The sequence below is a fragment of the bacterium genome (assembly GCA_035945995.1).
GTDB lineage: Bacteria > Sysuimicrobiota > Sysuimicrobiia > Sysuimicrobiales > Segetimicrobiaceae > DASSJF01.
On record DASYZR010000145.1, the window covers coordinates 1 to 13,494 of the forward strand.

Genomic DNA, 13,494 nt, shown 5'->3' on the forward strand with positions numbered 1-13,494 from the left:
TAGAGGCCGCCGAGCTCGGCGGCCGCAAGGTCTTCGAGTTTCATCATCCCGACGATGTGCGGCGCGCCGTGGCGGAGTACGAGGCCATGGTCGCGGCCCCCGGCAGTCAGACGACGGTCCGGCTTCGGGCCAGGCACAAAGACGGCTCCTGGCGGTGGATCGAGTCGATCCGCAAGAATCTGCTGCACGATCCCGCGGTCGGCGCGATCGTCGTTACCTGCCGCGATATCACCACCCGCCGCGCCGATGAGGCCCAGCGCGCGCGGCGGCAGCGGTACGCGGAGTTTCTCGAGCGGTTCACGATGGACTTCAGCCGCTACCGCGAGCCGGCGGCGCTGTTTTCGGAGATCGCGCGCCGGTGCACCGAATTGCTGGGCGAATGGTCCTCGATCGCAAGCATCGCGCCGGGCGAGCCCCATCTGCGGTTCGAGGCGGTCTGTCATTGGGACCCGCAGAAGGTGGCGCGCTTCCGGGAGGTCGTCGAGGCCTCGCCCCTGCGCGTCGACGACCCCACGATCCGAGCCGTCTTGGAGCAGCGCGGGCCGGTGGCGTTCGAGCGTGACGACCCGGCCGCGCAGGGGTTGACGCGGGAGATGCCCGCGGCGGCCGCGGCGTTTACGCACCTCGGCATGCTCGCGGTCCTGGCCGTGCCGATCTACGTCGCGGACCGGCCGATCGGCCTGCTCAACATCGGCACGGTGGCGTCGCGGCACTGGGACGACGAGGACCTGCGGCTCGCGTCGCTGATCGCGGACCGCGCCGGGGCGGCCATCCAAAACGCGCGGCTCATCGAAGCGGAACGGACCGCCCGGCGGGACGCCGAGCGCACGGCGGCGCGGACGGCGCGGCTGCAGCGCGTCACGGCCGCGCTCTCCGAGGCCCTGACGGTCACCCGGGTCGCCGAGGTGATCTTGGAGCAAGGCACCGAGGCCGTCGGCGCGGCCGCTGGTTCCGTCTCGCTCCTCAGCCCCGACGGCGAGACCCTGGACCTCCTCCGCGCCGTCGGGTATCCGACGTCCACCGTCGATACGTGGCTGCGCGCGCCGCTGCCGGTCCAGGCCGTCTTGGCCGAGGTCGTCCGGCGCGGCGAGCCGATCTTCTTGGAGTCGGCGGATGCGCAGCAGGCAGGGTTTCCGGCGGCGGTGCCCGCGGCGTTCCAGCCGTTTGCAGGGCCGCGGGCCGTGCTCCCGCTCGTCATCGGCACCCGGATGCTGGGCGTCATGTCGATGGCCTTCGCGTCGCATCGGTCCCTGGATGAAGAGGAACGAGGCTTCATTGCGACCCTCGCCGGCCAATGCGCCCAGGCTCTGGAACGGGCCCGGCTGTACGAGCGCGAACGCCGGGTCGCCGAGACGCTGCAGCGGAGCCTGCTGCCGGCCGGGCTGCCCGAGGTGCCTGGGATCCAGATCGCGGCGCGCTATCTGCCCGCAGGTCCGGAGGCGCGGGTCGGCGGCGACTGGTACGACGCGCTGGCGCTGGCGGACGGCCGGCTCGCGCTGGTCATCGGCGACGTCGTGGGCCACGGCATCCCCGCGGCCTCGGTCATGGGCCGGCTCCGCAACGCGCTGCGGGCCTATGCGGCGGAGGTCTCCTCGCCCGAAGAGGTGGTGCGCAGGCTGAACGGCCTCCTCGAGCGCGGCGAGAGCGCCACCCTCGTCTATCTCGTGCTCGACCCGACAACGAGGACGCTGACCTATGCGAACGCCGGGCACATGCCGCCGCTGGTCATCGGCCCTCACGGCCGGGCGGAATTCTTGGGCGGGGCGTCCCCGGCCCTCTACCGGCTGCCCGTGCCGTACCGTGAGTTCACGGCCACGGTCCCGGAGGGATCCACGATCGTCCTGTACACCGACGGACTGGTAGAAGACCGCGCCCGGCGCACCATCGATGAGGGGCTCGCCCGGCTGCAGGCGACCGCAGAACAGGCGCGGGGGGCCTCGGCGGAATTTCTTGTCGAGCGCATCGTGTCTGCGCAGACGGCCGGGCGCGCGCTCGAGGACGACGTGGCCGTGCTCGTCGTGTCGCTCGAGCCGGCCGCGGATCGGGCCCTGAGCCTGCGGGTGCCGGCGGTCCCGGAGTCTGCGCAGGTGGTCCGGCGGAGCCTCTGGCGGTGGCTCACCGTGCTGGACGTGGACCCGCGCCGCCGGGAGGAGATCGTCGCGGCCTCGGGCGAGGCGTGCAACAACGCCATCGAGCACGCCTACAACGCCGCGGATGCGCACTTTTCCTTCGAGGCCGCCCGCGAGGACGACGACGTCGTGATCCTCGTGCGCGACCAAGGGCAATGGCGGCCACCGCGCCCCGGCCACAACGGCTTCGGCTTCACCCTGATGCGGGGGTTGATGGACGCGGTGGAGGTCGACCGGCGTTCCGACGGCACCACCGTCAGGTTGCGGCGGCGGGTCCGGCCGGAGGTGCGGGCGTGACGCCGTGGGCGCAGGTCCGGCACCGGACGGACGACGGGGTCCCGATCGTGGCGCTTGAGGGCGAGGTCGATCTCGCCAACGTCCCGGAGCTGCAGAACAAGATCCTGCAGCACGTCCCGAATACGGCGGTCGGCCTGGTGCTGGATCTCTCAGGCGCCACCTACATGGACAGCTCCGGCGTGCATCTCCTCGTGGAGCTGGCCGACCGGCTGCGGAGCCGCCGGCAACGCCTGGCCGTCGTGGCCGCGGCCGCGTCGTTTGTGCGCCGGGTCATCGAGTTGAGCCAGATTCCCACCATCATCACGGTCGAGGCGGATGTGGAACCCGCGCTCGCCCACGTCCGCGGTCCGAAGACTCGGCCGTAGCCCGGCGCGCTCCCGCCGCGCCGACCCCGGGCGCTCCGTTCTTCCAGGGCTGTCCGAACCGTTCCCGGCTCGCGACCTCGTCGAGCGCCTTCCGCTGTTTCTTCCCCCGGCCGCCCGGCCGGGCCGGGTAGCCGAACGGCACGACCGCGAGTAGCTCGAACTCGTCCGGGATGCCGAGCAGGGATTTGATCTCCCGCATGCCGAGGAAGCCGACCCAGTTGGAGCCGATGCCCTCCGACCACGCCGTGAGCATCATCGACTGAATCGCGCGGCTGCCGTCGGAGACGCCGAACTTCGATGCCCGCTCGACGGCGACGGCCACCGCCAGCGGCGCCTGCGCGATGTACGGGCCGTACCTCGCGAGGGCGCCGAGCCGGCGGAGGGTGTCCCGATTCTCCACGACGATGAAATGCCACGGCTGGCCGTTCTGGCTGCTGCCGGTGAGGCGTCCCGCGTCGACGATCCGCCGCACGACGTCCGGCGGCACAGGCGCGTCGCGGTAGCTGCGCACCGCCAGGATCGTGCGCACCGCGTCAAAGAGGTCCATGGGCTCCCTCAGCCCTCCATGGGATGCGTCATGTCTTCCGGCCGCACCCACCGATCGAACTGCTCTCCCGTCACGAAGCCGAGGGCCAGCGCGGCCTCGCGCAGGCTCGTGTTCTCGTGGTGGGCTCTGAGCGCGATCTTGGCCGCCTTCTCGTAGCCGATGTGGGGGCTCAACGCCGTGACCAGCATGAGCGACTGCTCGACGTGCTCGCGGATGCGCGCCTCGTTGGGCTCGATGCCCGCGGCGCAGTGCACGGTGAACGAGCGGCAGCCGTCGGCCAGCAGCGCCGCCGACTCGAGGACGTTGTGGAGCATCACGGGCTTGAACACGTTCAACTGGAAGTTGCCCTGCGAATCGGCGAATGCGACGGCGTGGTCGTTGCCGTAGACCTGCACGCACACCATAGTCAGCGCTTCGCTCTGCGTGGGATTGATCTTGCCGGGCATGATCGACGACCCCGGCTCGTTCTCCGGGATCAGCAGTTCGCCGAGCCCCGCGCGGGGCCCCGACGCGTACCAGCGCACGTCGTTGGCGATCTTCATGAGTGAGGCGGCCAGCGTGCGCAGCGATGCGCTGACGTTCACCATCGCCTCGTGCGCCGAGAGGGCGGCGAACTTGTTCGGCGCGGAGACGAAGGCCCGGCCGGTCAGGCCGGCGATCTTGCGCGCGGCCACCTCGCCGAAGCGGGCGGGGGCGTTGAGGCCGGTGCCGACGGCGGTCCCGCCGATGGCCAGTTCGTAGACCCCCGGCAGCGCACACCGGATCGTCGAGCGCGCATCGTCCAGCTGCGCGACCCAGCCCGAGAGGACCTGGCCGAGCGTGATCGGGGTGGCGTCCTGCAGGTGCGTGCGGCCGATCATCACGACGGCGGCGTAGGCGGATGCCTTCTCGGCCAGCACGTCGCGCAGTCCGGCGACGGCCGGGAGCAGAACGTCTTCGACCTGTTCCGCCGTGGCGATGTGCATCGCCGTGGGGAAGGTGTCGTTCGACGACTGGCTCCGGTTGACGTCGTCGTTCGGGTGAATCGGCTTTTTCGAGCCGATCACCCCGCCCGCGAGTTGAATCGCGCGGTTGGCGATCACCTCGTTCGCGTTCATGTTGGACTGCGTGCCCGAACCGGTCTGGAACACGACGAGCGGAAACTCGTCGTCGAGCGCGCCGCTCACGACGTCGTCGGCCGCGCGCACGATGAGTTCGACCTTGTCCGCGGGCAGCTGCCCGAGCTCGAGGTTGGCGAGCGCGCAGCCCTTCTTCAACAGACCCAGGGCGCGGATCACGGGCCGGCCCATCCGAAACCGGTCGACCCCAATCGGAAAGTTCTCGATCGATCGCTGCGTTTGGGCGCCCCAGAGGCGGGCGGCGGGGACCCGCACCTCCCCGAGGGAGTCCGTTTCCACCCGGATGTCGCCGCCCGGACGCGGCGCCTGACGCGCCGTGTCCGGCCGTGCCCCGTCTGGCGCGGGATCTCCGGCCGCCTCCGGGCGGCCTCCTGCCGTGCCGCCCGTTCCGCGTGCGGGGGCTGCGCTCATCGTTCCGTATCCTCCTTCTCGCGGTGCCACGCGTCCGCAATGATAACCGCGATGAGCGCGACGAGCGGCGCCGCCACCGCCCGCATCGACCATCGGTATTCCGCGAAACCGCCCACGAGCGCGCCGAAGAGGTAGACGGCCCACAGGCCCGTCATGAGCGCGGTGCCCGGCGGCCCTCCCGCCGGGCGCGGGACGGCCGGCGCCGGGCCGCCCAATGCGGCCGCCGCGCGCGCGTTCCACCGGTCGAGCAGGTCGCCGGCCGTGTCGGTCGCGAGGCTGGTGAGCGTCCCCGTCACGTATGTGGTGGCGACCCGCTGCTCGCCGACGCGCCGCACCGCCGCGCTCTGGATCCCCATCGCCGCCGAGAGCAGCGCGATCAACCAGTAGGCCGCGGGGTCGCCGACGTGCCCGCGCGGCGCGCCGAAGAGCGCCCATGCCGCCATCGCCGCGGCCAGCACGGCCGCCTCGAGGCCGAGTCCCGATGAGGACCGCCCGCCCCGCATGGCCGCGGTCCCGGCGCCGGCGCCGGCGACAAACGCCGCGATCGCCACGGCGTCATGCAGGGCTTGGGCCCACGCCGCCCGGCCGATGGACAGCCCCAAGAGAATGGTATTGCCCGTCATATTCGCCGTAAAGAGGCCGAGCATCAGATAGCCGACGGCATCGAGGCAGCCGGCGGCGCCCGCCAGCAGCAGCACAAGCCGTCGCCGTGGAACCGCCGGGGTGCCGTGCGCCATCGCGCCGTACTTCGCACGCCGGCCGGGCGAGTCCTGGAGGAGAAGCCTCCACGGCGCAAGAAACTCTGTGCGCCGCCCAGGCAATCGTGACGCGTGGCGTACACCGCCGCCTCAAGGAGGCACGTACATGAGTCGTCGTCTTGCTGCTCTGGGGCTCGCCGCCGCGCTTGCGCTCGGCGTCGCGGTCGCCGCGCCGGCCCCGGTTCCCGCCCAAACCAAGCTGGTGATGGCGTTCGTGCCGTCCGGGGAAGCGCGGACGATCCTCGAATCGGGCAACCGCATCGCGCATCTGCTCGAGATGGCGACCGGGTACCAGTTCCAGACCTTTGTGGCGACGAGTTATGCCGGGGTCATCGAGGCGATGGGCGCCAACCGGGCCGACATCGGCTGGCTGAACACGTTCTCGTACGTGATCGCCCACCAGAAATATGGCGTCGAGGTGCGGCTGGTCACGGTCCGATTCGGTCTGCCGTACTACAGGGCGGAGATCATCACGCAGTCCAATTCCGGCATCAACGGGCTCGCCGATCTGCGCGGCAAGCGCTTCGCCTACGTGGATCCCGCGAGCACCTCGGGCTACCTCTTCCCGGTCGCCGGGCTGAAGAAGGCCGGCTACGATCCGCAGACGTTTTTCGGCCAGACGGTCTTTGCCGGCTCACACAACAACGTGGTCCTCGCCGTCTACCAAGGCCGCGTGGACGCGGGGTCCGTGTTCGAAGACGCGCGGGCCACGGTGCAGAAGAGCCTGCCCGACGTGATGCAGAAGGTGAAGGTGGTGTGGAAGTCGGATCCGATCCCGAACGACACGGTCAGCGTCCGGAGGGGGCTCCCCGAGGACGTCAAAGCGAAGGTCACCAACGCCCTGCTCCGGTTCTCACAGACCCCGGCCGGACTCGACGCGCTCAAGTCGCTGTACGAGATCGAGGCGCTGGCGGATTACAATCTGCTCGTGACCAAGTACAAGATCCACGCCGCGAACCTCGACGCGTTCTTTGACCCGGTGCGGGACGTGCAGCGATACGTGGGTCTGACGCCGTAGCGGTCCCCGTTCGCGCCGTCACGCCCGGCGGCGGCGGGGACGGATTCTCCTCCGGGGGCGGCTCCGCGGGCATCCAGTGACCGAGCCCATCCTGCGTCTCGAGCATTTAACCAAGGTGTACGAGGACGGCACGGCGGCGCTCACGGACGTCTCGTTCGAGGTCGCCGCGGGCGAATTTCTGGTCATCATCGGCCTGTCGGGGTCGGGCAAGTCCACGCTGCTTCGCTGCATCAACCGTCTGGTCACGCCGACCTCCGGCCGCGTGGTGCTGAACGGCCGGGACGTGACCGCGGCCGCCCGTGAGGAGCTGCGCGAGATCCGCCGCGGCGTCGGCATGATCTTTCAGCAGTTCAATCTCGTCCGCCGGGCTTCCGTGCTGACAAACGTCCTGGCCGGACGGCTCGGCTACGTGGCGCCGGCCTGGGCGCTGGTCAACTACTTCCCCGCCTCGGTGGTCGAGCAGGGGATGCGCAGCCTCGAGCGGGTCGGCATCGCGGACAAGGCGTTCACGCGGGCCGCCTCCCTGTCCGGCGGCCAGCAGCAGCGCGTGGGCATCGCGCGGGCGTTGATGCAGGAGCCCCGGTTGATCCTCGCCGACGAACCGGTGGCGAGTCTCGACCCGGCCTTGTCGCATTCGATCCTGAAGTACCTCGAAGAGCTCAACCGCAAGGACGGCATCACCGTGCTGTGCAGCCTGCATTTCTTGAGTCTGGCCCGGCGCTACGGCACGCGCATTCTCGCGCTCAAGGCGGGCCGGGTCGTCTTCGACGGCCGGCCCGCCGACATCGACGAGGCGCGCTTTCGCGCCATCTACGGCGAGCAGGCTGAAGAGGTCGAGATCACATGACACCGGCCACACCGGTGCCGTGGTATCGGTCCTGGCGCGCCTACGCCGGGTTCGTGATCGCAGTACTCGTGTACGCGTACGGTTGGCACGTCACGCAGATTCAGCTCGGCGAGCTGTGGCGCGGCGCGCGCCTGATCCGGCCGTTCGTCTCGGCCCTCGCCACCCCCGACGTCGCGGCGCGGGAGCCGGTGCTCGAGCGCGCCGCCGCGGGCTTCGATTACGGCGGGGCGGAACCGCCGTCCGGGCCCGCGGTCCCGCCGGGCGGACCCTCCCTCGGGCTGTCGCGACGATCCGGCGCGATCGGGGACCGTGTGATGGTGCGCGGCGAGGGCTTTGCGCCGGGCCGCGAGGGCGTGCTGTGGTGGGAAAATCAGATCGGCCAGCGCCAGCAGCTCGCGGGATTCCGCACCGACGCCGGGGGCCGGTTCACCGCCGCCGTCGTGGCACCGGACGTCCAGGGCACACGCAACCAGATCATCGCCGAGGTGACGACCGGCCTCGGCCCCTGGCGGTTCAGCCAGACCTTCTTCGTGGTGCTGGACCGCATGGTCGAGACGGTCTTCCTGGCGCTCATGGGCACGACGATGGGGGTGATTTTCGCCGTGCCCCTGTCGTTTCTCGGCGCGCGCAACCTGACCGGCCACCTGCCCGCCGGCGGCGCGGTCTACGCGCTCACCCGCACGGTGTTCAACCTCGCGCGCTCGATCGAGGCCCTCGTGCTGGCGATCATCTTCACGGTGTGGGTCGGGCTCGGCCCGTTTGCCGGCGTGCTGGCGCTCGGCGTGCACAGCGTGGCCTCGCTCGGGAAATTGTATTCGGAGGCCATCGAGAGCATCGACACGGGGCCGATCGAGGCGGTGATGGCGACCGGCGCGAGCAGCCTGCAGATCATTCGCTACGCCGTCGTGCCGCAGATCGTGCCGCAGTTTCTCGCCTTCACGATCTACCGTTGGGACATCAACGTCCGCTTCAGCACCGTGATCGGGTTCGTAGGCGGCGGCGGGATCGGTTTTGTGCTCCAGCAGTACATCAACCTGCTGCAGTGGCCGCAGGCGGCGACCGCCCTATGGATGATCGCGCTCGTTGTCGCCGCACTCGATTACGCGAGCGCGGTGGTGCGCGAACGCCTCGTGTGACGCCCGGGGCCTCGGATGAGGGCTAGGCGCGAAGGGGGCGGGGTGCCGTTGCTTCGTCCCGGCGCCTTCCTGGCCACCGGAGTCGCCGCGGCGGCGTTCACGACCCGACAGGGCGGCGTGAGCGGCGGTCCCTACCGGAGCCTCAACCTCTCCTACGCCGTCGGCGACGTGCGGACGGCGGTGGCCCGCAACCGCCGGCGCGCCGCGGCCGCGATCGGCGCCGTCCCGGGACGCCTGGTCGAAGCGCAGCAGGTGCACGGAGCCGGCGTGGCCCTGGTCGGCCCGCACGACGCCGGCCGCACCCTGCCGGGCGTCGACGCGCTCGTCACCGACTCGCCCGACGTGTGGCTGGCCGTGCACACGGCGGACTGCGTCCCCGTGGTCATTCTCGATCCCGCACGTCCGGCCATCGCCGCGGTGCACGCCGGGTGGCGCGGGGTGGCCGCCGGCGCCGTGCCGGCGGCCCTCGGACGGCTGCGCACCGCGTTTCACAGCGATCCTGGCCGGTGCCTCGCAGCACTCGGCCCCGCCGTCGGCGGGTGCTGCTACGAAGTCGACGCGACGGTCGCCGGCGTAATGGGGGAGGCGCCGTGGTGGCCGCGGGCGTCCCGCCCCGGAGCCCCGGGAAAGTGGTACCTTGATCTGCGCGAGGCCATCCGCGCGCAACTGGGCGCGTCCGGGGTGCCGGCTGAGCGGATCGAGACGATCCCGGGCTGCACGCGGTGTCAGCCGGATCTATACTTCTCGTATCGGCGTGAGCGCGTGACAGGACGCATGGCAGCGTGTATCCGGCTGTGCGGATGAGCCCAAAGGGAATAACGCCGTCCCGTCGAATACAGGCGCCGCCGGTGAGCCTTCCATGGCCGATCTTGCGACCAACGTGCAGGACGTACGCGCGCGGATCGCGGCGGCCGCGGACCGCGCGGGCCGTCGGGCGGATGCCGTCTTGCTGGTCGCCGTCACCAAGACGGTCCCCGTGGCCCGCATCCGTGATGCGGTTGCCCTGGGACTCCGCGCATTTGGGGAAAACCGGGTCCAGGAGAGTCGCAAGAAGATTCCGGCGGTGCCGGGAGTGTCGTGGCACCTGATCGGAAGCCTTCAGCGGAACAAAGCCAAGGAGGCCGTGCGTCTGTTCGAGGTCGTTCACTCGATCGATTCGGAGGCGCTGGCCGAGGAGCTCAGCCGGCGCGCGGAGCGCGAGGGCCGGGCGGTCGACGTGCTCGTCCAAGTCAACGTGGCCCGCGAGCCGCAAAAGCACGGCGCCGCGCCGGAGGAGACCGCCGCGCTGGTCCGCCGGACCGCGGCGCTGCCGGCGCTCCGGCTGCGCGGGCTCATGACCATCGCCCCGGCCGTCGCGAATCCGGAAGAGGCGCGCCCGGTGTTTCGGGCGCTGCGCGAACTGCGTGATCGCGTCGGGGACGAGGCCGGGATCGTGCTCCCGGAGCTGTCGATGGGCATGTCGGACGATTTCGAGGTGGCCGTCGAGGAAGGCGCGACCATGGTCCGCGTCGGGCGGGCCATATTTGCAGACCGCAGCCACACATAGCAGAGCGACGCAGCAGCGACTGCCGTAGCGGACGCCCCACACGGAGGGCGACACATGAGCCGGGTCATGCAACGGATGTGGCAGTTCTTGGGCTTCGGCGAGCACGAGGAAGGAGGAGCACCGGCCGAGACCGCGCCGTCGCGGGCGCCGATTTTTCGCCTGCACACCCAGCGGTCCTTTGAGATCGTGGTCCTCGAGCCGGGGCAATATGACGAGGCGCAGACTGCGGCCGATTACCTCAAGACGCATCGGCCGATCGTGCTCAACCTCAGGAATGCCCACAAGGACCTGGGGCGGCGCGTTGTCGACTTTCTGAGCGGCGTCGCCTATGCGCTGGACGGGCACATGCACCGCGTGGGGGATGACATCTTCCTCTTCACCCCCGCCCACGTCTCTATTACGGCGGAGCACGTCCGCGAGGAGGCGGCATCCGGAGGGCTGTTCCCGGTCGATTGATCCGCCGGTGTCCCGCCTGCGGGACGGACGCCGGGACGAGATGAGGGTGTTTCGCTATACTGGCGGAGGTACGGGTGTCGTGCTGCGTCTCCCGACGTCCGGCGGCGGAGCCACAACCGGCCGCCTGCGGCCGTGCGAACTCCGCGGAGGCGCCGCCATCCCTTGAAAACGTCCAGATCCGGAGACCGCACGCGATGAGCACGGAGGTCCCCCTGTGGTGGGACGGCGGGGCGCTGTGTCTGCTCGACCAGACGGCGCTGCCGCACGACGTTCGGATCCACCGCTGCACGACGTGGGAAGACGTCGCCGAGGCGATCCGCTCCCTCCGCGTCCGCGGCGCGCCCGCGATCGGTCTCGCCGCGGCCTACGGCGTGGCGCTGGCGGCCGGAAGCGGGGGCGGGTCCCGCGGCGCACGTCTTGTCCGGCTGCGGGCGGCGGCGTCGGGGCTCCGCGCGGCGCGTCCGACGGCTGTCAACCTCGCTTGGGCGATCGACCGGCAGCTCGCCCTCGCCGAGTCGACGGCGGATGAGCAGCACCTCGCCGAGCGCCTGCTCGCCGAAGCGCACAGGCTCGCGCGGGCCGACGTGGAGATCAACCGTCGCCTCGGCGCCCACGGCGCCGCCCTGTTGCCGGAGGGCGCCCGGGTCCTCACCTACTGCAACACCGGCATGCTGGCGACCGGCGGGTGGGGCACCGCGTTCGGCGTCCTGCGGTGGGCGCACGAACACGGGCGGCGAATTCGCGTCATCGTCTGCGAAACCCGGCCGGTGCTCCAGGGCGCCCGGCTCACCGCCTGGGAACTGGTGCAGGCCGGCATTCCGGCGACGCTCATCACCGACAATGCGGCGGCGGCCCTGATGCGGGCAGGCGAGGTGGATGCGGTCATCGTCGGCGCCGATCGCATCGCGGCCAACGGGGATACGGCCAACAAAGTCGGCACCTACGCGCTCGCGGTCCTCGCCCACGCCCACGGACTGCCCTTCTACATCGCCGCGCCGCTCTCGACCGTCGATCTTGCCACCCCGGAGGGTACGGTGATCCCGATCGAGGAGCGTTCTCCCGACGAAGTGACGATGCTGGCCGGCACGCGCGTGGCAGCCGCCGGGATCGCCGTACGCAACCCCGCGTTCGACGTCACCCCGCACCGGTTGATCACGGCCATCGTCACCGAAGCGGGCGTGCTGCGCCCGCCGTACCCCGTCACGCTGCGCGCAGCCAGAGACGCCGTGGGACGGGGACAGGCGGAGGCCGGGCGATGAAACGGACCCTCCGCCGGAAGACCATCGTCGTGTCCGTGCTGCTCGTCTGGGCCGCCGTTACCGCGCGGCAGCTCGCGCTGCACGACGCGACCTGGCTCTCGGCGATCTTTTTCGCGACGGGCCTGTACGGGACGGTGTTGATGGCCGTGGCGATCTGGCCCCGTCGGGAAGGCACGCCGCCGGCCGGCGTCCCGCCCGCCGGCGCGGGGGTCGGCCGGCCGTTTGTCAGCATCATCGTCCCGGCGCGCAACGAACAGGATGTGATCGCCGACACCGTTCGATGCCTCTGCGCGCTGGACTACCGGGACGACGCGGGGCGGCCCGCCTTCGAGCTCATCGTGGTGGATCACCGGTCGACGGACCGCACCGGGGCCGTGCTCGAGGACCTGCAGCGCGGCCTGGCTTTCACGGTCGTCCGGCCGTCCGTCCAGGACGGCGTGGGCAAGGCCGTGGCGCTGAACGTGGGCCTCGCCGGCGCGCGCGGGGACGCGATCTGCGTATTCGACGCCGACGCGCGCGTCGCGCCCGACTTCCTCGCGCGGCTGGTCCCGTACCTCAGCCGGCCGGGGGTGGCGGGCGTGCAGGCGCGCAAGCTGGTCTACGACGGCCGGCGAAATTTCCTGATGCGGGCGCAGGAAGACGACTATTTCGTCTTCCAGACGCTCACACAGCGCAGCCGGCACCGGCTCGGCGGCGCGGTGATCCTGACCGGCAACGGACTCGTCACGCGCCGCGCCGCGCTCGAAGCGGTCGGGGGCTGGAACGAGGAGGCGCTCACCGAGGACATCGATCTGTCGGTGCGCTACGCGCTCCGCGGCTGGACCGTTCATTACTGCGAAGACGTCGTCGTGTGGGAGGAGGCCGTGTCGACGTGGCGCGGCCTCGTGCAGCAGCGCACCCGGTGGTCCGAGGGTTCGCTCGGCTGTCTCTTCGAGTACGGCGCCGTCCTGCTACGGGCGCCGGTGTCGTGGCGGAAACGGTTCGACTTCCTCGTCTTTCTGTCCGGCTCGCTCGTCCTCGCGCTGTCGATGCTCGCGAGTTACGTTCTGCTCGCGGAGGACTGGCTGCTCAGCTTCACCTCGCACCGGCTGTCGGTCCTCAACGCGCTGCCCGTGGCGAAGCATCAGCCCTGGTACGCCTATTACTGGATCATCGTCATCCTCTCGACGGTGGCGAGCATCGCCGTGGAACGGGTCCGCACGCCTGCCGCCGTCCTGGTCACGTCGGCCCGGTACATGCTCTTCGCCACGCATCAAATTGTCACGCTGCCGCTCGCGCTGTACCGGTACGTCCGCAGCGTGTTCACCGGACGGATCGAATGGATGAAGACCGAGCACAGCGGCGTGGGCCTCCCCGCGTTTGCGGGCCGGGCGGCGGAGCAGGGGATGTCGCGCGGCGTCACATCGTTGGCGCACGCCGTAGGCTCAGACGCGCGGACCGCGGCGGCGCGTCCGGTGCGGTCGCCGCAGCCCGTGGCCGACCCCGCGCCCTAGGCACGCGGGCGCGCCGATCGCAGACCGGGGAGGGCGGCCGCGCGTTATTTGACGCTCACACCGGCCCTGTGCTAGAATCCGCGCACATCACACGATGACGGAGGACCGCGGCCG

At 70.8% G+C, this 13,494-nt stretch carries 13 protein-coding genes; 10 read left to right on the forward strand and 3 right to left on the reverse strand.

Annotated features, from left to right (window positions below):
* Both VGZ23_16865 and VGZ23_16870 read left to right on the forward strand, forming a co-directional pair.
* The coding region (locus VGZ23_16865; GenBank protein HEV2359265.1) for a SpoIIE family protein phosphatase at positions 1-2,426 on the forward strand (2,426 nt) is incomplete at its 5' end.
* On the forward strand, positions 2,423-2,791 hold the full coding sequence (locus VGZ23_16870; protein ID HEV2359266.1) for an STAS domain-containing protein: 369 nt from the start codon (positions 2,423-2,425) through the stop codon (positions 2,789-2,791). The genes VGZ23_16865 and VGZ23_16870, both read left to right, overlap by 4 nt.
* On the opposite strand, the gene VGZ23_16875 is transcribed toward VGZ23_16870, so the two are convergent.
* The 3 genes from VGZ23_16875 to VGZ23_16885 are packed head-to-tail and all read right to left on the reverse strand — an operon-like array spanning position 2,727 to position 5,604.
* A complete protein-coding gene (locus tag VGZ23_16875; protein ID HEV2359267.1) occupies positions 2,727-3,338 on the reverse strand; it encodes a nitroreductase family protein in 612 nt (203 codons plus the stop codon). The genes VGZ23_16870 and VGZ23_16875 overlap by 65 nt on opposite strands.
* Positions 3,339-3,346: 8 nt before the next feature.
* Positions 3,347-4,867 (reverse strand): class II fumarate hydratase, encoded by a 1,521-nt coding sequence (gene fumC / locus VGZ23_16880; protein ID HEV2359268.1) that lies wholly within the window; start codon positions 4,865-4,867, stop codon positions 3,347-3,349.
* The gene (locus VGZ23_16885) at positions 4,864-5,604 is read right to left on the reverse strand and encodes a YoaK family protein (protein HEV2359269.1); all 741 of its coding nucleotides are present in this window, start codon (positions 5,602-5,604) and stop codon (positions 4,864-4,866) included. The genes fumC and VGZ23_16885 overlap by 4 nt, the downstream gene beginning before the upstream one ends.
* 127 nt (positions 5,605-5,731) lie before the next feature.
* Here VGZ23_16885 and VGZ23_16890 point away from each other — a divergent pair, with 127 nt between their 5' ends.
* The 8 genes from VGZ23_16890 (at position 5,732) to VGZ23_16925 (ending at position 13,380) form a co-directional block, all read left to right on the forward strand.
* Positions 5,732-6,643 carry a phosphate/phosphite/phosphonate ABC transporter substrate-binding protein gene (locus tag VGZ23_16890; GenBank protein ID HEV2359270.1) on the forward strand — a complete coding sequence of 304 codons (912 nt, stop codon included), beginning with the start codon at positions 5,732-5,734 and terminating at the stop codon, positions 6,641-6,643.
* Positions 6,644-6,719: 76 nt separating this feature from the next.
* Positions 6,720-7,490, forward strand: coding sequence for a phosphonate ABC transporter ATP-binding protein (gene phnC, locus VGZ23_16895; GenBank protein HEV2359271.1), 771 nt, complete (start codon positions 6,720-6,722; stop codon positions 7,488-7,490).
* The gene (gene phnE / locus VGZ23_16900; GenBank protein HEV2359272.1) at positions 7,487-8,626 is read left to right on the forward strand and encodes a phosphonate ABC transporter, permease protein PhnE; all 1,140 of its coding nucleotides are present in this window, start codon (positions 7,487-7,489) and stop codon (positions 8,624-8,626) included. The genes phnC and phnE overlap by 4 nt, the downstream gene beginning before the upstream one ends.
* A 42-nt stretch (positions 8,627-8,668) precedes the next feature.
* Entirely contained in the window at positions 8,669-9,430 is a 762-nt protein-coding gene (gene pgeF / locus VGZ23_16905) for a peptidoglycan editing factor PgeF (GenBank protein HEV2359273.1), read from the forward strand.
* A gap of 55 nt (positions 9,431-9,485) precedes the next feature.
* Positions 9,486-10,172 (forward strand): YggS family pyridoxal phosphate-dependent enzyme, encoded by a 687-nt coding sequence (locus VGZ23_16910; GenBank protein ID HEV2359274.1) that lies wholly within the window; start codon positions 9,486-9,488, stop codon positions 10,170-10,172.
* Between the two features lie 54 nt (positions 10,173-10,226).
* Positions 10,227-10,628 (forward strand): cell division protein SepF, encoded by a 402-nt coding sequence (locus VGZ23_16915; protein HEV2359275.1) that lies wholly within the window; start codon positions 10,227-10,229, stop codon positions 10,626-10,628.
* Positions 10,629-10,822: 194 nt separating this feature from the next.
* Positions 10,823-11,887, forward strand: coding sequence for an S-methyl-5-thioribose-1-phosphate isomerase (mtnA, locus tag VGZ23_16920; protein HEV2359276.1), 1,065 nt, complete (start codon positions 10,823-10,825; stop codon positions 11,885-11,887).
* On the forward strand, positions 11,884-13,380 hold the full coding sequence (locus VGZ23_16925) for a glycosyltransferase family 2 protein (protein ID HEV2359277.1): 1,497 nt from the start codon (positions 11,884-11,886) through the stop codon (positions 13,378-13,380). The genes mtnA and VGZ23_16925 overlap by 4 nt, the downstream gene beginning before the upstream one ends.
* Positions 13,381-13,494: the final 114 nt, after the last annotated feature.

Bases quoted from the DNA above. Each gene is read 5' to 3' on its own strand.
- VGZ23_16910 (HEV2359274.1), top strand. From the start codon at position 9,486: ATGGCCGATCTTGCGACCAACGTGCAGGACGTACGCGCGCGGATCGCG.
- VGZ23_16890 (HEV2359270.1), top strand. From the start codon at position 5,732: ATGAGTCGTCGTCTTGCTGCTCTGGGGCTCGCCGCCGCGCTTGCGCTC.
- VGZ23_16885 (HEV2359269.1), bottom strand. From the start codon at position 5,604: ATGGCGCACGGCACCCCGGCGGTTCCACGGCGACGGCTTGTGCTGCTG.
- mtnA (HEV2359276.1), top strand. From the start codon at position 10,823: ATGAGCACGGAGGTCCCCCTGTGGTGGGACGGCGGGGCGCTGTGTCTG.
- VGZ23_16915 (HEV2359275.1), top strand. From the start codon at position 10,227: ATGAGCCGGGTCATGCAACGGATGTGGCAGTTCTTGGGCTTCGGCGAG.
- VGZ23_16925 (HEV2359277.1), top strand. From the start codon at position 11,884: ATGAAACGGACCCTCCGCCGGAAGACCATCGTCGTGTCCGTGCTGCTC.
- fumC (HEV2359268.1), bottom strand. From the start codon at position 4,867: ATGAGCGCAGCCCCCGCACGCGGAACGGGCGGCACGGCAGGAGGCCGC.
- phnE (HEV2359272.1), top strand. From the start codon at position 7,487: ATGACACCGGCCACACCGGTGCCGTGGTATCGGTCCTGGCGCGCCTAC.
- VGZ23_16875 (HEV2359267.1), bottom strand. From the start codon at position 3,338: ATGGACCTCTTTGACGCGGTGCGCACGATCCTGGCGGTGCGCAGCTAC.